The 20,900-nt window shown below is 43.9% G+C and carries 17 protein-coding genes; 12 read left to right on the top strand and 5 right to left on the bottom strand.

Annotated features, from left to right (window positions below):
• The first annotated feature begins 153 nt into the window (after window positions 1-153).
• Entirely contained in the window at window positions 154-2,049 is a 1,896-nt protein-coding gene (locus BMZ22_RS05450) for a PrkA family serine protein kinase (RefSeq protein WP_090082756.1), read from the top strand.
• Window positions 2,050-2,176: 127 nt separating this feature from the next.
• Window positions 2,177-3,340: a sporulation protein YhbH gene (gene yhbH, locus BMZ22_RS05445; protein ID WP_090082752.1), complete on the top strand. Its 1,164-nt coding sequence runs from the start codon at window positions 2,177-2,179 to the stop codon at window positions 3,338-3,340.
• A gap of 165 nt (window positions 3,341-3,505) precedes the next feature.
• On the opposite strand, the gene ymzB is transcribed toward yhbH, so the two are convergent.
• Both ymzB and gdhA read right to left on the bottom strand, forming a co-directional pair.
• Entirely contained in the window at window positions 3,506-3,853 is a 348-nt protein-coding gene (gene ymzB / locus BMZ22_RS05440; RefSeq protein ID WP_090082748.1) for a protein YmzB, read from the bottom strand.
• A gap of 122 nt (window positions 3,854-3,975) precedes the next feature.
• Complete coding sequence (gdhA, locus tag BMZ22_RS05435; protein WP_090082744.1) at window positions 3,976-5,358, bottom strand: NADP-specific glutamate dehydrogenase; 1,383 nt, start codon at window positions 5,356-5,358, stop codon at window positions 3,976-3,978.
• Between the two features lie 338 nt (window positions 5,359-5,696).
• On the opposite strand from gdhA, the gene BMZ22_RS05430 reads away from it, so the two are divergent.
• From BMZ22_RS05430 to rlmH, 3 genes are all read left to right on the top strand, one after another.
• Complete coding sequence (locus BMZ22_RS05430; protein ID WP_090082739.1) at window positions 5,697-7,118, top strand: SpoVR family protein; 1,422 nt, start codon at window positions 5,697-5,699, stop codon at window positions 7,116-7,118.
• Between the two features lie 133 nt (window positions 7,119-7,251).
• Complete coding sequence (locus tag BMZ22_RS05425) at window positions 7,252-8,004, top strand: coiled-coil domain-containing protein (protein ID WP_090082736.1); 753 nt, start codon at window positions 7,252-7,254, stop codon at window positions 8,002-8,004.
• A gap of 150 nt (window positions 8,005-8,154) precedes the next feature.
• Window positions 8,155-8,634, top strand: a complete 480-nt coding sequence (gene rlmH / locus BMZ22_RS05420) for a 23S rRNA (pseudouridine(1915)-N(3))-methyltransferase RlmH (RefSeq protein ID WP_090082732.1) — start codon at window positions 8,155-8,157, stop codon at window positions 8,632-8,634.
• Window positions 8,635-8,807: 173 nt separating this feature from the next.
• On the opposite strand, the gene BMZ22_RS05415 is transcribed toward rlmH, so the two are convergent.
• A complete protein-coding gene (locus tag BMZ22_RS05415; protein ID WP_218144022.1) occupies window positions 8,808-9,254 on the bottom strand; it encodes a PaaI family thioesterase in 447 nt (148 codons plus the stop codon).
• 302 nt (window positions 9,255-9,556) lie between these two features.
• Between BMZ22_RS05415 and BMZ22_RS05410 the strand changes: the two genes are divergently transcribed.
• The 4 genes from BMZ22_RS05410 (at window position 9,557) to BMZ22_RS05395 (ending at window position 14,747) form a co-directional block, all read left to right on the top strand.
• Window positions 9,557-10,378 carry a 3D domain-containing protein gene (locus BMZ22_RS05410; protein WP_090082726.1) on the top strand — a complete coding sequence of 274 codons (822 nt, stop codon included), beginning with the start codon at window positions 9,557-9,559 and terminating at the stop codon, window positions 10,376-10,378.
• Window positions 10,379-10,671: 293 nt separating this feature from the next.
• Window positions 10,672-12,174, top strand: a complete 1,503-nt coding sequence (gene mqo, locus BMZ22_RS05405; RefSeq protein ID WP_090082724.1) for a malate dehydrogenase (quinone) — start codon at window positions 10,672-10,674, stop codon at window positions 12,172-12,174.
• Window positions 12,175-12,270: 96 nt separating this feature from the next.
• Window positions 12,271-13,554, top strand: a complete 1,284-nt coding sequence (locus BMZ22_RS05400) for an acetyl-CoA hydrolase/transferase family protein (RefSeq protein ID WP_090082720.1) — start codon at window positions 12,271-12,273, stop codon at window positions 13,552-13,554.
• 161 nt (window positions 13,555-13,715) lie between these two features.
• Window positions 13,716-14,747 carry an NADP-dependent oxidoreductase gene (locus tag BMZ22_RS05395; protein ID WP_090082717.1) on the top strand — a complete coding sequence of 344 codons (1,032 nt, stop codon included), beginning with the start codon at window positions 13,716-13,718 and terminating at the stop codon, window positions 14,745-14,747.
• Window positions 14,748-14,827: 80 nt separating this feature from the next.
• On the opposite strand, the gene BMZ22_RS05390 is transcribed toward BMZ22_RS05395, so the two are convergent.
• Complete coding sequence (locus BMZ22_RS05390; protein WP_090082714.1) at window positions 14,828-15,379, bottom strand: TetR/AcrR family transcriptional regulator; 552 nt, start codon at window positions 15,377-15,379, stop codon at window positions 14,828-14,830.
• Between the two features lie 163 nt (window positions 15,380-15,542).
• Between BMZ22_RS05390 and BMZ22_RS05385 the strand changes: the two genes are divergently transcribed.
• The 3 genes from BMZ22_RS05385 to BMZ22_RS05375 all read left to right on the top strand — a co-directional run bounded on the left by BMZ22_RS05385 (window position 15,543) and on the right by BMZ22_RS05375 (window position 20,657).
• The gene (locus BMZ22_RS05385; RefSeq protein ID WP_090082711.1) at window positions 15,543-17,588 is read left to right on the top strand and encodes an efflux RND transporter permease subunit; all 2,046 of its coding nucleotides are present in this window, start codon (window positions 15,543-15,545) and stop codon (window positions 17,586-17,588) included.
• Window positions 17,589-17,592: 4 nt separating this feature from the next.
• Window positions 17,593-19,428 carry a methyl-accepting chemotaxis protein gene (locus BMZ22_RS05380; protein WP_090082710.1) on the top strand — a complete coding sequence of 612 codons (1,836 nt, stop codon included), beginning with the start codon at window positions 17,593-17,595 and terminating at the stop codon, window positions 19,426-19,428.
• 197 nt (window positions 19,429-19,625) lie between these two features.
• Entirely contained in the window at window positions 19,626-20,657 is a 1,032-nt protein-coding gene (locus BMZ22_RS05375) for a S66 family peptidase (protein WP_090082706.1), read from the top strand.
• A 75-nt stretch (window positions 20,658-20,732) separates the two neighbouring features.
• Here the strand turns inward: BMZ22_RS05375 and BMZ22_RS17245 are convergent, their stop codons facing one another.
• Window positions 20,733-20,900 carry a GNAT family N-acetyltransferase gene (locus tag BMZ22_RS17245; RefSeq protein WP_342710115.1) on the bottom strand — a complete coding sequence of 56 codons (168 nt, stop codon included), beginning with the start codon at window positions 20,898-20,900 and terminating at the stop codon, window positions 20,733-20,735.

The raw sequence follows: 20,900 nt of genomic DNA, 5'->3' as shown, positions 1-20,900 counted from the left end.
GCTTCTAATAGCTTTAGCCAAAAGCCAGGAATTATGAATCCGAAACAAAACAAACATTTTACAGAAATCCAGTGCATAGGCTATATAAAGTCTATTATAGAAAAGCTGTCTGAAAGGTAAAAGCGGGAGAAAACCAGTTATGGAGGGAAGTAAATGAATATACTCAACAAAGTCAGAGATCACCGTGAGGAAGAACAGCGCCTTAAGTGGGAAGGGACTTTTGCAGAGTACCTTGAGATTGTGAAAGAAAAACCTGAAGTCGCGCAAACAGCTCATTCACGCGTTTATAATATGATTAAAAATTCCGGATTGACGGAAAGAAATGGCCACAAAATGTATAACTTTTTTGGCGAGGAAATTTTTGGGCTGGAGGATGCGATTGAAAAACTTGTGGAGGAATATTTTCATCCGGCAGCAAAACGGCTTGATGTCAGGAAGCGGATTTTGCTGCTGATGGGGCCGGTCAGCGGCGGGAAGTCAACGATTGTAACAATGCTGAAACGTGGGCTTGAGCAATATTCACGGACGGATGAAGGAGCGGTCTATGCCATTAAAGGTTGCCCGATGCACGAAGATCCCCTACATCTGATACCACCGCACTTGCGTGATGATTTTTATGACGAATATGGTATCCGGATTGAGGGCAGTCTGTCACCGTTGAATGCGATGCGATTGGAGAAGGAATATGACGGCAGAATTGAGGATGTCATGGTTGAGCGAATCTTTTTATCTGAGGATAAGCGAACCGGCATTGGCACATTCAGTCCCTCCGATCCGAAATCACAGGATATAGCCGATTTAACCGGCAGTATTGATTTTTCCACGATTGCACGTTATGGATCTGAATCTGACCCGCGTGCTTACCGGTTTGACGGGGAATTAAATAAAGCAAACCGCGGCATGATGGAATTTCAGGAAATGCTCAAGTGTGATGAGAAGTTTCTCTGGCACCTGCTTTCCCTTACCCAGGAAGGCAATTTTAAGGCTGGGCGTTTTGCGCTTATAAGCGCGGATGAACTGATTGTCGCGCATACGAACGAAGCAGAATACCGTTCGTTCATTGCCAATCAGAAAAACGAAGCGTTGCAATCTCGGATTATCGTCATGCCGATTCCGTATAACCTTAAAGTGACTGAGGAAGAACGCATTTATCAGAAAATGATTAATGAAAGTGATATGGCCCACGTGCATATTGCACCACATGCCCTCAGGGTAGCAGCTATTTTTTCGATTCTGACGCGGCTTGAAGAGTCGAAAAAACAAAGTGTTGATATCGTGAAAAAAATGCGTCTTTACGACGGTGACAGTGTTGAAGGCTATAATCAGGTTGATGTCGATGAGCTGCGGAAGGAATACCCTGATGAAGGGATGCGTGGAATTGATCCGCGTTATGTCATCAATCGGATTTCGTCAACGATTATCCGTAAAGAAGTGTCGTCGATCAATGCGCTCGATGTGCTGCGTTCATTGAAAGATGGACTTGAGCAGCATCCGTCAATATCCGAAGAGGATAAGGAACGCTATCTGAACTATATCGCTGTGGCACGACGTGAATATGATGAAATTGCGAAGAAGGAAGTGCAGAAGGCTTTTGTTTATTCATATGAAGAATCAGCCAAGACGCTGATGGATAATTACCTGGATAACGTGGAAGCTTATTGCAATCAGACTAAACTGCGTGATCCGCTTACGGGTGAGGAAATGAACCCGGATGAAAAATTGATGCGCTCGATTGAAGAACAGATTGGTATTTCGGAAAATGCGAAGAAAGCCTTCAGAGAGGAAATACTCATCCGAATTTCTGCTTATGCCCGCAAAGGTAAGCGCTTTGATTATAATTCACATGAACGGCTTCGGGAAGCCATTCAGAAAAAATTGTTTGCCGATTTGAAAGATGTCGTCAAAATTACGACAACATCTCAAACGCCGGATGAATCACAGCTGAAGAAAATTAATGAAGTTATTGCCCGCCTGATTGATGAGTATGGCTATAACTCTGTATCTGCCAACGAACTGCTGCGGTATGTCGGCAGCCTGCTGAACCGGTAAACAATTGAAAAATAACAAGGCTGATGGCGATCAGTCCTTGTTATTTTTTCAATAATCCGTGATGGAACAACAATCAATACGGGACGTGTCTGCATAGACTGAAGGAAAAGGATAAGGAGGGGAAAATGTGAAGGAAGAACACCAAAATTACACTGTCTCACAGGAAGATTGGTCCCTCCACCGCAAAGGCCATCAGGATCAAAAGCGTCATATGGATAAAGTAAAGGACGCGATTCGCAATAATCTGCCTGATCTTATCAGCGAAGAGAATATTATTATGTCAAACGGCCGGGATGTCATAAAAATCCCAATCCGCTCATTGGATGAATACAAAATCCGCTATAACTATAATAAATCAAAACATGTCGGGCAGGGCGACGGTGACAGCGAAGTCGGCGATGTCATCGCACGTGACCCGAACGGTGGGGAAAAAAGCGGTCAAGGCCGGGGAAAAAAAGCCGGTGAAGATCCGGGAAGCGATTATTATGAAGCGGAAGTATCACTGGCAGAACTTGAAGAAGTGTTATTTAAAGAGCTTGAGCTGCCCGATTTGAAACAGAAAGAAGAAGCGGAAGTTACCACTGAAAAAGTCGAATTTAATGACGTCCGCAAAAAAGGACTTATGGGCAATGTCGATAAAAAGCGGACCATTTTAACGGCGCTTAAACGCAATGCCATCAAAGGCGAACCTCAAATTACACCGATTCATAACGATGATTTACGTTTCAAGACATGGAACGATGTCGTTAATCCGGAGTCAAAGGCAGTCATCCTTGCAATGATGGATACAAGTGCATCGATGGGGAATTTTGAAAAATATCTTGCCCGGAGTTTCTTTTTCTGGATGATGAAATTTTTACGGTCCAAGTACGAAAGTGTGGAAATTGCTTTTATCTCGCATCATACCGAGGCAAAGGTTGTCTCTGAAGAGGCGTTTTTCTCAAAAGGTGAAAGCGGCGGAACAATCTGTTCATCAGCATATGAGAAGGCACTGGAACTTATAGCGGAAGATTACCAGCCGTCACGGTACAATATTTACCCGTTTCACTTTTCAGACGGTGAGAACATCACATCCGATAACCCAAGGTGCATCAGCCTTGTAAACGAAATTATGGATGTTTCGAATATGTTCGGCTATGCCGAAGTTAATATGTATCAGCGTCAGTCAACGCTGATGCGGGCGTACCGGGAGTTTGATAACCCGAAATTCCGTCATTATATTTTAAAAGGCAAGGAAGATGTGTATCACGCATTAAAAACGTTTTTTCATAAACAGACAGCAACTGTATAAAGCCTCCGCTCCCTGCGGAGGTTTTTTCATTTAATGGTGCTTTCAGTTGATCTACAGCGATTATCGGTAAAACTACAGCGGTTTCTGCTCGAACTATAGCGATTATCGGCCGATCTACAGCGATTCCAGCCAAATCTACAGCGCAGCTTCCTCCCTTTCACCAATTCACGCTTTCTCAATCTTATACACACCACGGGAAGTGCTCACCAGAAAGTGCTGACCGTCAAACTCATACAGCGTATTGTCTTCGAGTGGGATTTCATAGACAGATGATGGCAGCGGCTGAGAGCTTGCGGCATCGGTTTTCATCGTCCCTTCGCCGTTCAGATTTAATGCATGCATCGGTTCGTAATCATCCAGACGCCGGGTATTACGGGCGTATGAAGTATCTTGAAGCACCATTGAGGTTTCATCCAAATCGTCTAATTCATGCTTGGAGATTTTAATGACCTCTCCATGCCATTGCTGCAGTAATTCATTGAACTCTTCCACTGTTAAAAATTGCACGTCCATATTCAACCCTCCTGTCTATAGGATGAGCAGGATTAAAAGGAGCATGCAGAAAGGATCGGTGGTAATTTTTACAGCGCGTTAACACAAAAAACTGCCTCAAATTTTTGAGACAGTTTTAGTTCTTATATAACACCTTGTTCAGTCATGGCATCGGCAACTTTAATAAAACCGGCAATATTTGCACCGGTGACAAGATTGCCCGGCACACCGTATTCTGCTGCTGCCTTCATGCTGTTTTGATAAATATCTTTCATAATTTCCTGAAGGCGGCTATCAACTTTTTCAAACGACCATGCTATTTTACTGCTGTTTTGTGCCATTTCCAATGAGGAAACAGCTACACCGCCAGCGTTTGCCGCTTTTGCGGGAGCAAATAAAATATCGTTTTCCAGAAATAAGTTTACAGCTTCATTAGACGATGGCATGTTTGCTCCTTCGCCTACTGCTTTCACGCCATTATTAAGCATCGTTTTGGCAGTTTCTTCATTAATTTCATTTTGCGTTGCACACGGCAATGCGATATCACACGGAAGTGAAAAGATTTGTGTGCAGTCTTCAAAGTATTCTGCGTTGGGATGCTTTTCGGTGTACTCACTGATTCGCTCATTGCCTGTTTCCTTCAGTTCTTTGACGGTATCCAGGTTAATGCCATTTTCATCATAGATATAACCGTCTGAATCACTGCAGGCAACAACGCGCGCTCCGAATTCCATTGCTTTTTCCATTGCATAAATGGATACGTTCCCGGAACCTGAAACAATGACGGTTTTGTCTTTAAAGTCAAGGCCATTGTCTTTTAGCATTTCCTGAACAAAATATACGAGGCCATAGCCTGTTGCTTCTGTCCGTGCCAGGCTGCCGCCATATCCAATCCCTTTCCCGGTCAGAACCCCGGCTTCAAATGCGCCGCGCAGTTTTTTGTACTGCCCGAACAGATAGCCTATTTCTTTTGAGTTGACCCCGACGTCGCCGGCCGGCACATCCGTTTCAGGGCCGATATGCTGATACAATTCCGTCATAAAACTTTGACAGAAGCGCATAATTTCCATATCCGATTTGCCTTTTGGATCGAAATCCGATCCGCCTTTTCCACCGCCAATTTGCTGCCCGGTCAACGAATTTTTAAAGATTTGCTCAAACCCTAAAAACTTAACGATACTGGCATTCACGGAAGGATGAAAACGCAAACCGCCCTTGTACGGACCAAGCGCACTGTTAAACTGAACACGAAAGCCGCGGTTTACTTGTACCTTTCCTTGATCATCGACCCAAGGCACACGGAAAGTAATGATTTTTTCCGGTTCCAGAAGTCGTTCAAGTATGCCGGAATTCATGTATTTAGGCTGGCGGGCTATTACTGGGACGAGGGAATCGACTATTTCTTTAACAGCCTGCAGAAATTCAGTTTCGTGAGGATTGCGCTGTGCAGTGGCGTTATAGACATTCGTCACATATTGCTTTGCCTTCTGTTTGTCAGATTGTAAAGTTGCGTCTATCGTACTCATCGGTCATCCCCTTTTTGTTAATTTTGTGCACTTAAAATGACAAGCGATAATACCATTTTATATGAAAAAAACGCTAAAAACAAGAATACAGAATATTTTTAAATGACCCAACTATTTGTAAGCGCTTTAATTGGTTGGTGTTAAAAGGGTGAATAATTCCATGACAACTTTGTGAATAACCACAAGGCCTTCGTTACAATCATAGTTTTTTCTTACAGGGAATGTTTAATGTGTTTTATCCTAAAATTACTCAGCTTTTAATTTTAATATCTGTTTTATGGTCAAATTTACCCTGCTTGTGTCATAGGTTATAAAAAGATCACTTGGAGGGATCAATTTTGACAGAGACACAAAAACTTAATCGAGCCATTGATGAAATCACGGAGATAGCAACCGGATTCGGACTTGATTTTTTTCCAATGCGTTATGAAGTCTGCCCTGCTGATATTATTTATACATTTGGTGCCTATGGCATGCCGACGCGCTTTTCGCATTGGAGTTTTGGCAAGCAATTCCATAAAATGAAGCTGCACTATGATCTTGGCTTAAGCCAGATTTATGAGCTCGTCATCAACTCCAATCCTTGCTATGCCTTTCTGCTTGATACAAATAGTCTTATCCAAAATAAGCTGATTATTGCACATGTCCTCGCTCATTGTGATTTCTTTAAAAATAATATGCGATTTTCCAATACGCGCCGCGATATGGTGGAAAGTATGACCGCCACAGCAGAACGGATCGAACGGTATGAGATGATTTATGGGCGTGAAGAAGTTGAAAACTTTCTCGATGCAGTGTTATCGATTCAGGAGCATATCGATCCTTCGTTGATACGGCCGACGCTCTCAGCTGATGCGAATAATGAAGTGGAACAAGAACTTGCTAAGCCAAAAACGCCCTATGATGATTTGTGGAAATTGGATGGAAATGAACAGACCACTAAGCCAAGGCTTGTGAAAAAGCGCGATCAAATCTTCCCTGCCAAGCCGGAAAAGGATTTGCTGTTATTTATTGAGGAGCATAGTCGTGAGCTGGAAAACTGGCAGCGGGACATCTTAACAATGATGCGTGAGGAAATGCTCTATTTTTGGCCGCAGCTTGAGACTAAAATTATGAACGAAGGATGGGCCTCGTTCTGGCATCAGCGTATTTTGCGGGAGTTAAATCTGACGTCGGATGAAGCGATTGAGTTTGCGTCATTAAATGCGAGTGTGGTGCAGCCATCAAAACACCAGATTAACCCCTATTATTTGGGTGTGAAAATCTTTGAAGATATTGAAAAGCGGTTTGATAACCCGACTGATGAGATGAAGAAGATGGGTGCTGAGCCGAATGCAGGAAGGGAAAAAATCTTTGAAGTCCGGGAAATCGAGTCTGATCAGTCATTCATTCGAAACTATTTAACCAAGGAGCTTGTGAACCGGGAAGATATGTACTTATTTGAGAAACAAGGCAGTGACTATACGATCACGGATAAAGATTATGAGAATGTTCGGGATCAGCTGATTTCACAACGTGTCAACGGCGGCTTTCCGTACATTACCGTTGAGAACGGCGATTACAAACGAAACGGCGAGTTATATTTAAAACACGGCTATGAAGGCATCGAACTCGACTTGCACTATCTCGAAAACGTCCTTCCCTATATTTATCAATTATGGGGCCGCAACGTTCACATCGAAACCGTCGTCGACGACAAACCCGTATTATTCTCACATAAAGGGGGACAAGGGGACGTGAAATCTGTCCCCCTCCGCTAATCCCCGCATTAGGCAGCCAGGAGTTCGTTAATTGAAATCAACCGGGACGCTGATCACGTCCCCCTGTCCCGTTGTTTCGCTTTCTCGTTTAATTGCATAGGCTGTTATCAATAGCCATAAGGGATGTGATTCAATGGGACTTTTCATCAATCAACATGAACACCCATATGTCTTTAAAAACAGCGGCAAAATTCTTGAGCCGAACCAGGGGTATTTTCACAAAGATAATTTTCAGGAGATGCTTAATGACCAGAAGGCAATCAATCAAAAACTCGCCGATGCATTTCAGGAAGTGAAACAACTGCATCACCGCCAGCAACAAGTCAACGCGGGCAAATGGAAACATGTAAGCGATGAGCTTCGCGCTATCAGGAAGCGCGAAGAGAAACATGACGTATTTGAAGATGAGGTAATGAAACAGCTTGCAAAGCTCGCTCGTAACGGCACGCAACTGCAGCAGTTAGTTGAAAAGGAAGACATTATGAAAAAAGATGTGGCTGACAGAGTTGAATCGTTGAACGAATCGAGCATGGAAATCATGGAACAGTTGAGAACGTATGATGCAGCCAACACGAAGCTGATAGATGAAATGAATGCGCTCGCCGAAAGAAATAAAGAAATGGCCGAACAAATCGATAAACAGGACCAGGCCCAGAAAAATACGCTCGAGCGACTTGAGAATCAGGAAGCATTAATGGAAAAAGTCCACCGTCAGATAAGCGAATTCCGGGCGATCCTGTTTGAGCGAAGCAGCTATATTGCTGAAAAAATCGAGGACAGTTACAATTTGACCTCTTCATATGTCTATAAACTGATGAAAAGCTCTGATCAGCCTCTGACGTGGTACGTGGACCAGAAAAAAGCAGGAAACGAGAAGCGGGACTGAAACATGATGGCGATACTTCGATGGTATCGTCATTTTTGTTGGCAAATGTCCTTTTTGCCGGTTTGAGTCTGACACTAAGCCCTTGATGTATGTTTATTGCCCTATAGATTTGTTAAACTGAAAAAAATAAACCGAAAAGGGTGACCGCCATTGAACATATCCATTATTGCTGTGGGAAAGCTTAAAGAAAAATACTTGAAGCAGGGTATTGAGGAATATCTGAAGCGGCTTGGCCCGTATGCGAAAGTCCAAGTCAAGGAAGTTTCGGATGAAAAGGCGCCGGATAATATGAGTGAGGCTGAGATAAAAGACGTTAAACAGAAGGAAGGCGAGCGGATTCTTTCTCACATCAGTCAGGACGCCTATGTCATCACGCTCGAAATCGACGGAAAAATGCTGACATCAGAAAAATTTGCTGCCAAACTGGATGAGCTGGCAACGTACGGTAAAAGCAAAGTAGCTTTTGTCATCGGCGGATCGGTCGGTATGAGCGAAGACGTTCAGAAGCGCAGTGACCTGGCATTGTCCTTTTCCAAGCTGACATTCCCGCACCAAATGATGCGAATGATCTTGTTGGAGCAAGTTTACCGGGCGTTTCGCATTATGCGCGGAGAACCGTACCATAAATAAAATCACTGAAAAACGAAAGGTTGTTTCTGCTTTTGATGTTGGAAGCATTCTTTTCACTGTGTCATTACATAGCGATATTTTTTGGTAAAAATGTTTTGTGAATAACTGCAGCATTCATCTGAAACAAGCAATATAGCGGGTCGAATCCGACTCACCCGCTATACCCTCCTTTTCTATTTTTTCTTTTCATATCGGTAGAAGGTGGCAGTTGTTTTGCATAAGACATCGTCGTTTTCATTTTTTATTTCACATTCAATAAAGGATATTTTGTAACCTTCCTTGCTATAGCGAGCAGTTGCGAAAATATTTCCTGACGACACTGCTTTGAAATACGTTGTATTCATATCCAATGTGACGTATGGTGCGTCTTTATAATGAAAATTTAAATGCCCCATCGCTGTATCCGCGATAAATGAAAACACACCACCATGCACGATACCAGTCGGATTGAGCATCAAGTCATTAATCGGACATGTTATCGTACACGTTCGCTCTTCCTCATTATAATCGAAATCAAATTGAAAAAATTTAAACAAAAAGATATTTTCCGGTTTGTGTTCATATGTATCATAGGCCTGTTCTGCCAAGGCCATAAAGTCTTGTTTATCTATTTTTCTCACCACCTGATTAATATAGTTTCTTATATCGTAACATAATATTTTGAAATAATAATCAGTAGAAACGACTGCTTGTCGAATATTCCAGTCTATTATTGTCGATATTCCCCGGGAAATAATTTTTTAGAGCGAAAATTACCGACACATGAAGTAAAAACAATTATTAAAATGTGTTTTTAAAGCTTGTAATATTTTTCTGTCAATTGGATATATCTTGTAAATAACTCTTAACTCTCCTGTAACCACAAACCTTGTTGCGCCGTGTTAGGATAAGTTTTGTGAGAAATTAAAGGAGGGAACTACCTATGAAGAAATTGGTAGCTTCAATTGCTACAGGTGTTTTTCTTGCTGGCGCTACAGTAACCACGGCATCTGCAGCGGAGTACGAAGTTGAAAAAGGTGATACCCTTTGGGGAATCGCAAAGGAAAAGGATACGACAGTTGAGGAACTAGTTGAAATAAACGACTTAAATACAACAACAATTCAGCCAAAACAAACATTATACCTCGATGAATTATACACAGTTGAGAAAGGTGATACATTATTCGGCATTAGTAAGGAAAACGATGTGTCGGTCAATGAACTGAAGAAATGGAATAACTTAAATTCAGATATCATTGTCGTTGGCCAAGAGCTGGACTTGAATGGTGCTAACATAGAACAAAACGAAAACGCGTCAGCTTCTGAACCGTCTGAAAGTTCATCCAACAAATCCAGTCAATCTGAAGCATCAGCTGAACCGGAAACATCAAGTGAACCGGCACAAACAGCCAGCAGCAATGATTCTAACGAAGCGTCCGCTGCAGAAGCATCTTCTTCACAGAACGATCCGGAAGGCAAGACTGTGACAGTATCAGCAACGGCTTATACCGCTGACTGCGCTGGTTGCTCAGGCGTGACAGCAACTGGTGTTGACCTGAACGCCAATCCAAACAAAAAAGTAATCGCAGTTGACCCGAACGTTATCCCATTGGGTTCAAAAGTTCACGTTGAAGGTTATGGCACAGCGATTGCAGCAGATACAGGCGGCGCGATTAACGGCAACAAAATTGACGTTCATGTCCCGACAAAAGACGAAGCATACAGCTGGGGCGTCCGCACAGTCGACGTTACAATCGTTGACTAATCAATGCGGGCAATAACACTTTAATAATTATAATAAGAAGCGTGGTAGGGCCAATAAAAATGGCGTAAATACCACGCTTCTTATTTTGGGTGTTTCTTTCAGGTTCCGGATGACTGGTCAATTTTAAAAATAAGAAAATATTTTATTCTCCAGTTAATAATGATACACTATAATGTGAATATATAAATTCAGAAAAGATGGGCGGCGGGAATTTGCGTCCTTTTTGCATGTGACGCCTTGATAAGAGCGCTTTCATCCTTTCTGCAAACTTAATGGGTAAGGGATGGGGAAAAATGAGCAACAAACAAATGACATCAGACGTAATCCTGATCGGCGCAGGCATCATGAGTGCGACGTTGGGATCCCTTTTAAAAGAACTTGCACCAGACATGAACATCACCGTTTTTGAAAAGCTTCAAAGCGCTGGTGCGGAAAGCTCGAACGTATGGAATAATGCCGGGACAGGCCACTCAGCGTTATGCGAGCTTAACTACACACCTGAAATGCCGGACGGATCGATTGATATCACAAAGGCATTAAACATTAACGAAAAGTTTCAGGAGTCAAGGCAGTTTTGGTCCCACCTTGTAAATAGCGGACAGATTGATAATCCTGAAGAATTCATTCGACCGCTTCCCCATATGAGCTTTGTTCAAGGGGAAGATAATGTTGCGTTCTTGAAGAAACGGTTTGAAAAACTGACAGCGAATCGTTTGTTTGAAGGAATGGAATTTTCCGATGACCCAAAAAAGTTAGAAGAGTGGATTCCACTCGTTATGAGGGACCGCGATGTTGAGGAGCCAATTGCGGCGACTAAAATCGATACAGGCACTGATATCAATTTTGGTGTGCTGACAAGTAAATTGCTGTCCCGTCTCGAAGAACAAAATGTTAACATTCATTACAATCATTTGGTTGAGGACATTCAGCGCACTGAAGACGGCAAGTGGGAAGTCAAGGTTCAAAACTATGAAGATAATACCCTTGAGTATCACACCGCGAAATTTGTCTTTATCGGCGGTGGCGGCGGCGCTTTGCCATTGCTGCAAAAAACAGGCATACCGGAAAGCAAGCACGTGGGCGGCTTTCCTGTAAGTGGTCTGTTTATGGTGTGCAACAATCCGGACGTTGTCGACCAGCATGATGCCAAAGTTTACGGCAAAGCCGAGGTCGGCGCGCCGCCTATGTCACTTCCACATTTGGATACGCGTTATATTGAAGGCGAAAGAACATTGCTGTTTGGTCCGTTTGCCGGCTTTTCACCGAAGTTTTTGAAAACCGGGTCAAACTTGGATTTATTGGGGACCGTCAAACCGGATAACGCGCTTACAATGATGGCAGCCGGCGCAAAGAATATGCAGCTGACCAGATTTTTGGTCCGTCAGCTGATGCTCTCAAAAGAACAGCGCATGGAAGAGGTGCGGAAGTTTATTCCTGATGCCAAGAGCGAAGATTGGGAGCTCGTAACCGCGGGCCAGCGCGTACAGGTTATCAAAGATACTGAAAAGGGCGGCCGTGGCACGCTTCAGTTTGGCACAGAGGTTGTCAATTCTGAAGACGGTACAATTGCCGCACTGCTTGGTGCCTCACCTGGTGCTTCAACTGCTGCTTCAATCATGCTTGAAATTATCGAAAAATGTTTTCCGGAGCGTATGGATGAATGGGAACCAAAAATTAAAGAAATTATCCCGTCTTATGGTGTGTCACTGAGAGAACATCCGGAGCTTATTCGTGAGGTGCACGCCAAGACTGCTGAAACGCTCAACTTAGAATATAGAGAAGCAAGCGGCGTATAAGTTATAAAAAACGCACTTAATGGAAGCATCATTTGCCGTTTTAACGCAAATAGGTGCTTTCTTTTGTTTTATAATGCTCGAAAGGAGTTATCCACCATGAATTCAGCACAACTGTATAAACAAAAACTCAGAACAAAAGAAGAAGCCGTTGAGTATATTAAGCCGGAGACTGATATCATCACGCCAATTCTTGCTGCAGAACCGCGAGAACTAGTGAAACAGCTGACACTGCACGATGGATTGAGAGGAAACCGCCTATTCCAAATGCTCAGTTCGCATGAAGTCATTGACTCGGACCCGGAAAAACTTAAAGTCATCAGTATGTTTATGGGAGCACCGGAACGATCAGCGTTTAAAGCAGGCAAAATTGACCTCTTGCCGAACAATTTCTCAGACATTCCGAAAATCCTGCGGCAAACTGCCCGGAGACCGGTGGTTATGACAGTTGTTTCCCCTATGGACGAAGACGGTTATTTTTCACTTGGTACTAACGCCGATCATACGAGTGCCCTGATTCCGCATGCTGAAACGGTGCTGTTGGAAGTGAATGAAAACATGCCGCGCACATTCGGAGAAAATCAAGTGCATATTTCCGATGTGACGGCAGTGATTGAAAACAAGCAGCCAATCCCTGAAGCACCTGCTGTACATGCGCAATCAGAAAAGGACAAGCTTATCGGTGATGAGGTGGCAGAACTGATAGGAAATGGTGATACCCTGCAGATTGGTTTTGGGTCGATTCCGAGCGCAATTATCGATAATTTGAAACATTATCGGAACTTAAGTATTCATACGGAAATGGTACCTGAAAAAGTTATGTCATTGTACGAGAGCGGGGTTGTCACAAACGAAAATAATCCTTTCCAAAAAGGAAAAATGACGGCCACATTTGCTTTTGGCTCGCGGAAGCTGTATGATTTTATGCATGAAAACGAAGCGCTTTACATGCTGCCGGTGAATAAAACAAATCACATCGGTCATTTGCAACATGCTACGAATTTGGTGACGGTGAATGCCGGCGTTGAAGTTGATTTTCTCGGACAAGTCAACGCGGAAATGGTCGGTGGCACGTATTGGTCTTCAACAGGTGGTCAATCCGATTTTCAGGTTGCCTCGCGTCTGTCAGAAGGCGGCCGTGGTGTGATTTGCCTGCACGCTGCTGCCAAAAGTGATACGGTTTCCAAAATTGTGCCGGCACTTAGTCCGGGGACTCCTGTAACAACGTCAAAAAATGACGTGGATTATATCATCACAGAGTATGGCGTTGCACGGCTTCGCGGAAAAACCATTCGCGAGCGGACGAAGGCTTTGATTGATATTGCCCATCCGAAATTCAGAGACGAGCTAACATTTGCGGCAAAAGAAATGGGATATTTATAAACGCGTTTTGACTAATGCGATTTTCCTCCACTGTTCATTCAGCCCGCGAAAATAATAAACTGACAAAAAGTGATCTCAACCATTTTTGCTGGCATAGCACCCATATTTTCACTATTATGAAAGACACGAATCATAATTATCCAAGCAAAGGGGAGATTCACATGGTACGTGTTAATAACCAGATTATCTTAGCTGAACGACCACAAGGAATGCCCGACAGCCGGACGTTTGACTTTGTCCAAAAAGATATGGACGACATAAAGGACGGACAGATTCTGATTAAAACGCTGTATGTGTCAGTCGATCCGTATATGCGGGGGAGAATGGAAAATGTGGAATCCTATGTTGAACCGTTTAAACTGAATGATGTTATCGGAGGCGCCTCGATCGGCGAAGTCATTGAATCAAAGTCGGACCAATTTGAAATCGGGGATGTTGTTACAGGCGATTTCGGCTGGCAGACGTTCTATGCTGCTGGTGAAAATGAAGTCCGACAAATTGATCCGTCGATTGCCCCTGTCACGGCCAATTTGCATCTATTAGGCATGACCGGTTTAACCGCTTATTTTGGGCTGCAGGATATCGGCAAGCCGAAAGAAGGCGAGACCGTCGTCATTTCAGGAGCAGCGGGTGCGGTTGGCTCAACCGTCGGACAGATTGCCAAAATCAAAGGCGCTCGTGTTGTCGGCATTGCCGGCTCTGAAGAGAAAATCAGCTTCCTGAAAGACGAACTGAACTTTGATGAAGGCATCAATTACAAAACGTCCAATGATATTAAAGCGGATCTAAAAAAAGCATGCCCGGACGGTGTTGATGTGTATTTCGATAATGTCGGCGGAGATATATCAGATGCTGTGATGACACAGTTGAACAAATATGCCCGGATTCCGGTCTGTGGCGCAATTTCTTCCTATAACATGGAAGAACAGGATACGGGGCCGCGCGTCCAGCAGACCCTGATTAAGAAAAGCGCGCTGATGCAAGGTTTCATTGTCGGTAACTATTCCGATCGCTTTACAGAAGGCGCCGAGCAGCTCGGCCAATGGCTGCAAGAAGGAAGACTTACCTACCAGGAAACGATCCGCGAAGGTTTTGAAAACATTCCGGAAGCGTTCCTTGACTTGTTCCGCGGCAAGAATATCGGAAAACTGCTGGTGAAAGTCAGCGAGCGCGAGTATGGTAATCATAAATAGACGATAAAATGGGCTGGTCCAACAAAAGGATCAGTCCTGTTTTTTATTTGAGAGTTACGAGGAGGGATTTTTTAAAGAAGTTACTCCCGAATTCTAAAACTATTGATCAGCTCAGCAATCTGTTTCGGTGATTTATCCATGCCGTTAGCGAGCCAATGTTTAATCACATAAATACTTCCGCTGATGACAAAGGTGCTGGCATATTCCGAAATATCCGGGCTGATTTCGTTATTTTCCGCCCAGTTTTTGTTCAAGAAGTTACGGGTCACGTCCATAACACGTTGCTCAAATGATTGATCACCGTGACCGCTCAGAAGTGTCTGACAGATATCATGTTTGGAAACAACGTATTCAAGCAGCTTTTCGGTCATTTGCAGTGCTTCTTCTTCCTCCTCGAAATTATACTGGCTTAAGTAGGTATTTAAATCGGTGATCAGTTCTTCCTCAATATAAGCGAGCAGATCGAATTGGTCTTGATAGTGGCTGTAAAAAGTTGAACGGTTAATGTCTGCCTCGTCACAAATTTCTTTAACAGTAATGGCAGACATCTGTTTTGTTTTCAATAATGTGATCAAACTATCCTTTAAGACCATTCGGGTATACTTTTTTCGCCGGTCAAGCTTTTTGTTCATAAAATCGTCACACTTTCTTTAAGTCGTTTGGCAACATAATTTTTCGATGTGTTGGTTTTTGTACGCAAGTTATAAAACTGTTTGTTGTAAATCCAACACAGTGTCGTATATAATGATATAGTGTTTGGATGGATAATGCAAGAGAGGATGAACACCGATTGATATGACAACAGGCATTTTAAATAAACGGAAATCGATTGTCATCGCATTTCTGGTCTTATCAATTATCAGTGCGATTGTACAGTTCGGGGTGCCGGTCCAGCATGATATGGTTGAATATTTGCCGGAAGACACACCGTCAATTGAAGCAACGGAAATTATGGATGAAGAATTCAGCGGAGAAATGACGAATGCTCGGGTCATGATGAAAGATATCAGCATTCCCGACGCGCTTGGCTTCAAAGATGAGCTGAACGCGGTCGACGGGGTGTCTGAAGTCACTTGGCTCGATGACGCAATCGATATAAAAACGCCGGTTGAAATGGCAGATTCTGACACCGTTGACACATACTACAAGGATGGGAATGCGCTTTATTCCTTCCACATTGAGGAAGGGAAGGAAGTGGAAACGACGGATGCGGTTTATAATCTGATTGATGAAGAGAATGCCATGGCAGGTGAAGCCGTGAATACGGCGAGATCGCAAAAAATGACGACGCAGGAGACGATGAACGCGGCAATGATTCTTGTGCCGGTTATTATATTAATTCTTCTGATTTCGACACGGTCATGGATTGAACCAGTGTTGTTCCTGACAGCTATTGGTGTATCAATTCTAATAAATATGGGCACCAACGTCTTTATCGGCGAAATCTCATTTATTACCCAGGCGGTAGCACCGATTCTGCAGCTTGCTGTGTCACTTGACTATGCGATCTTTCTGCTGCACAGCTTTGACGATTACCGAAACGAGTTATCAGATCCACGGGAAGCGATGCAAAAGGCAATGAAGCGATCGTTCCCTGCTATCGCAGCGAGCGCTTCGACGACATTTTTCGGGTTTATGGCTTTGTCATTTATGGACTTTGGCCTTGGTGCTGATTTAGGTTTGAACCTTGTAAAAGGGATTTTGCTCAGCTTTATCAGTGTTATGGTGTTTCTGCCCGCTTTGACGCTTATGTTTTACAAGTGGATTGATAAGACACAGCATCGGCCATTTGTGCCGAACAGGTTTAATATCGGAAAGTATTTGATGAAACTGCGTATACCAGTGCTGCTCATAGTCATGGTACTGATTGTCCCGGCTTTTCCCGGTCAGAGTCAGACTGAATTTCTTTACGGGAATGGCGAGCAGCCGGAAAACACGCGCGTTGGCAGTGATACGACTGAAATCGAGCAGGTTTTTGGCAAATCGACCCCAATCGTACTGCTGGTACCTAAAGGGGACATTGGTAAAGAAGTCGAACTTGTTCAGGAACTCGATCGACTTGAAAATGTGAAGAGCACTATTTCATATGTCGAGACTGTGGGAGCCGGTATCCCACCGGAGTATCTTGATGAATCGCAGACCGATCAATTCTTTTCGGAAAATTACAGCCGGATCACGTTAAATACGACAACTGATGTGGAAGGCGATGAGGCATTTTCACTGGTGGAGGAAGTCCGCGGCACAACTGCTGATTATTACGATGATTATCATGCGCTTGGGGAAAGTGTCACCCTGTATGATATGAAAAACATTGTACAACAGGACAACACCGTGGTTAACGTGCTGACAATTATAGCGATTGCGATTGTGCTGCTTGTTACATTCCGGTCTATATCATTCCCGGTGGTGCTTCTCCTTACAATCCAGTCGGCGGTATGGATTAATTTATCGGTACCGTATTTCACCGATATACCGCTGGTTTATATTGGGTATTTGATTATCAGTACGGTTCAGCTGGCAGCGACAGTCGACTACGCTATTTTGCTGACTGAAGACTATGTTCAAAACCGGAAAGTGATGAAAGCCAAGCAAGCGATTAAGAAAACAATCAATGAGAAGGTCTTCTCGATTGGTGTTTCTGCATCAATTCTGTCGAGTGTCGGATTTATATTATGGATGACCTCAACTGATCCGATCGTGTCATCCATTGGTCTTCTGCTCGGTCGCGGGGCGCTTCTGGCATTTTTGATGGTCGTACTCTTACTCCCGGCATTACTGCTTGTTTTTGACCGGGTCATCGAGAAAACAACTTGGCAAGCAAACTTTTATAGAGGGAAGTGATGCTATGTGGCTAAAGAAAATATCAATTATCGTGATGAGTGCTGTACTCGTCTTTGGTTCCACACCGCTTGCCGCTTTAGCTGAAGATAATTCAGGCCAAACGGCGACCGAGTCCGGCAAGTATTCCGCCAAGGATGAGGCGATTTACGGCAACTTGGATGCTGGCGGCACATTAAAGGATTTGTACGTCGTCAACACATTTCACGTTACAGAGCCCGGTGAAATAACAGACCGGGGAGACTATACTGATGTACGGAATTTGAGTAACTTAAACGAGATCGAACAGTCAGGGAACAAAGTCCGCTTTCAAGCCGAGAACGAGGAATTTTATTACCAGGGCGAGATGAACAACCGGCCGCTGCCATGGAACATTGATATTACCTACATGCTCGACGGCGAAGAAGTGACGCCTGAAGAATTAATTGGTGAAAGCGGGTCTTTGGAAATTCAGATTGCCACATCCGCAAATGAAAGTGTTGACCCGGTATTTTTTGAAAATTACCTGCTGCAAATTTCACTGACGCTTGACCCATCTAAAGCCGATAATATCCAGGCGCCGGACGGCACGAAGGCAAACTCAGGCAAAGATACGCAGGTGACGTTTACCGGTATGCCCGATGAGGCTGAAGAATTTATTTTAACCGCCGAGGTAGAAAACTTTGAAATGAATCCGATTGACATATCCGGTGCACCATTTTCAATGTCGATGGAAGATCCGGATATCAGTAGAATGAAAAATGATATGCAATCACTGTCAGATGCCATCAGCGAGATCGACCAGGGCGTTGCCGGCTTAAATAACGGCATCGCCGAATTGAGTAACGGCGCGAGCGATTTGAGCAGTGGCTCGCAAGATTATCAGAGTGGAATAAACGATCTGAATGCGTCATCAAGCGAACTGGTAAATGGCTCTTCTGAAATCCGTGATGCGCTTAACGAGATGAACAAATCAGTACAAGGAAGCTCCGGCGCACCTGTTTTGAGTGAACTGGAAGCATTGCCCGGGGGACTGCGTGAATTGGCAGAAGGGTTGAGGGAATCCGCTGAAGGGTTGGATACATTAAAACAGAATTATGAGACTGCTTACGGAAGTCTGGACGAGGCATTAAATGGCATCCCGGAGAACACAGTCAGCCCTGAGCAAATTAAAGCCCTGAAAGAAAAGATTCAATCAATGGAAGACAGTGGGGCACATGAGGAAGTCGTCAACAAACTTGTTAAGTCTCATAACGCAGCCAAAAAAGCAAAAGGAACGTATAATGAAGTTAAAAAAGCATTTGGTTCTGTGACAGGTACCTTGAATGAAGTCTCAAGCGGCATCAGAGAGATGGCCAAGCAAGCTGAAACAACTGCATCTGACATCGAAAAAGGCATGGCAGCGATGGACGAAATGGAAGGTTTGACACAACTGCAGGAAGGCATAGCTTCATTGTCTTCGCAGTATCAATCATTCCATAATGGTCTTAACGATTACACAGATGGCGTCGGCAGTCTGGCATCGGCCTATGGTGAACTTAACTCCGGCATTCAGGAACTCGCCAATGGCGCTTCATCCCTGAACAGCGGGGCAAGTGAACTAAAAAACGGCACCGAAGAATTGGAAGAACAAACTAGTGACATGCCTGGGGAGATGCAGTCAGAAGTTGACGAGATGATGGATGAATATGACGCTTCCGATTTTGAACCCCAATCGTTTGTCTCAGATCAAAATGACAAAGTCGAAGTCGTTCAATTCGTCCTGAAAACTGAAGCGATTGAAGCTGAAGAGCCGGAAACCGATGACGAAACCGGCGAAGAGGAAAAAGGCTTTTGGGATAGGCTTATGGATCTGTTTCAATGATTGAGAATCGCTGTAGTTTCCAGCGGTGCGCTGTAGATGAGCGGCTAATCGCTGGAAAATATACGGGAATCGCTGCAGATTTGCCCGTAATCGCTGTAGATAGAGGAAAGTCATGTCTTAAAAGAGTAAGGCCTACCTGATTAATCAATTAGTATGTTAATATGGAAAACATATTATAGAAAGGGTGGTGTTTCAGAATGCTTGTCAAACCGGCGAAATTGAACCCCGGCGACAAAGTGGCGACTGTCAGTCCGTCATGGGGCGGCGCCGGAGAGCCTGAACTCAGGTGGCGCTATGAGCAAGGTGTGGAGCGGCTGCGTAATGTTTTTGGCCTTGAAGTAGTTGCAATGCCAAACAGTTTAAAGGGTGCTGATTATCTCTATGAGCATCCTGAAGCGCGTGCTGACGACCTGATGGAAGCTTTTCGTGATGCGAGCATCAAGGCGATTATCGCAAATATCGGCGGCAGTGAAAGCATCCGTTTGTTGCCATATATCGATTTTGACGTGATTAAAGCAAACCCCAAGATTTTCATGGGTTATTCAGATGTTACCATTCCGCATTTGTTTTGTCATAAAGCCGGGCTGTCTTCGTTTTACGGACCGGCAATCATGACTGACTTTGCCGAGAATGTGGAAATGCTGCCGTATACGGTGGACATGATTAAACGGGTATTATTTTCCAACGAGATAATCGGGGAAATTAAGCCTGCAGCGGAATGGACAAGTGAACGTTTGGAATGGGACGTTAAGAACAAATACACCCGGCGCACGCTGAAAACTAATCAGGGGTATGAAATTTTACAAGGGTCAGGTGCTGTCCGGGGCCGTTTGATCGGCGGCTGCATGGGCGTGTTGGAATTTGCCAAAGGAACAGCGATTTGGCCGGAAATGTCTTATTGGAACGACAGCATTCTGTTTTTTGAAACATCCGAAGAAAAGCCGGCTCCCGAATCCATTAAACGCTGGCTGCGCAATTACGCTGCGCAAGGGATTTTACACAAAACAAACGGCATCATCTTTGGTAAACCTCAGGATGAAACCTATTATAATGAATACAAAGACGCCATCCGGACAGTAATGAAAGAGTACAAGCTCGAGAATCTGCCGATATTGTATAATCTGAATTTCGGTCATACGGAGCCAAAAATAGTATTGCCATACGGTGCAATGGCTGAAGTAGATTGCGACCAAGGTACGTTTTCGATTTTGGAAAGCGGTGTTGAATAAGTAATTTTTGAAACCAATAACGCATGTGTACCATGGAAATGGCGCACATGCGTAATTAATAATTGAAGGCACTTTTCACACGTATTTTTCCATCCTGATATCGCTCCACATGCTGCCCTGCCAGTATGTGAATTGATGGATTCGGCCAATTTCACGGTATCCGAGCTTTTGATATAGCTTATATGCTGGTTTATTAAATTCAAACACACCTAGTTCGATACGCTGATTCCCCGCCTTTTTAAT

The organism is Lentibacillus persicus (assembly GCF_900112705.1).
Taxonomy (GTDB): domain Bacteria; phylum Bacillota; class Bacilli; order Bacillales; family Amphibacillaceae; genus Lentibacillus; species Lentibacillus persicus.
The sequence above is the reverse complement of the archived record's forward strand: the minus strand, read 5'-3'. Positions and strand labels throughout refer to the sequence as shown.

Bases quoted from the DNA above. Each gene is read 5' to 3' on its own strand.
- BMZ22_RS05450 (WP_090082756.1), top strand. From the start codon at position 154: ATGAATATACTCAACAAAGTCAGAGATCACCGTGAGGAAGAACAGCGC.
- ymzB (WP_090082748.1), bottom strand. From the start codon at position 3,853: ATGGACGTGCAATTTTTAACAGTGGAAGAGTTCAATGAATTACTGCAG.
- gdhA (WP_090082744.1), bottom strand. From the start codon at position 5,358: ATGAGTACGATAGACGCAACTTTACAATCTGACAAACAGAAGGCAAAG.
- BMZ22_RS05425 (WP_090082736.1), top strand. From the start codon at position 7,252: ATGGGACTTTTCATCAATCAACATGAACACCCATATGTCTTTAAAAAC.
- BMZ22_RS05410 (WP_090082726.1), top strand. From the start codon at position 9,557: ATGAAGAAATTGGTAGCTTCAATTGCTACAGGTGTTTTTCTTGCTGGC.
- mqo (WP_090082724.1), top strand. From the start codon at position 10,672: ATGAGCAACAAACAAATGACATCAGACGTAATCCTGATCGGCGCAGGC.
- BMZ22_RS05400 (WP_090082720.1), top strand. From the start codon at position 12,271: ATGAATTCAGCACAACTGTATAAACAAAAACTCAGAACAAAAGAAGAA.
- BMZ22_RS05395 (WP_090082717.1), top strand. From the start codon at position 13,716: ATGGTACGTGTTAATAACCAGATTATCTTAGCTGAACGACCACAAGGA.
- BMZ22_RS05390 (WP_090082714.1), bottom strand. From the start codon at position 15,379: ATGAACAAAAAGCTTGACCGGCGAAAAAAGTATACCCGAATGGTCTTA.
- BMZ22_RS05385 (WP_090082711.1), top strand. From the start codon at position 15,543: ATGACAACAGGCATTTTAAATAAACGGAAATCGATTGTCATCGCATTT.
- BMZ22_RS05380 (WP_090082710.1), top strand. From the start codon at position 17,593: ATGTGGCTAAAGAAAATATCAATTATCGTGATGAGTGCTGTACTCGTC.
- BMZ22_RS05375 (WP_090082706.1), top strand. From the start codon at position 19,626: ATGCTTGTCAAACCGGCGAAATTGAACCCCGGCGACAAAGTGGCGACT.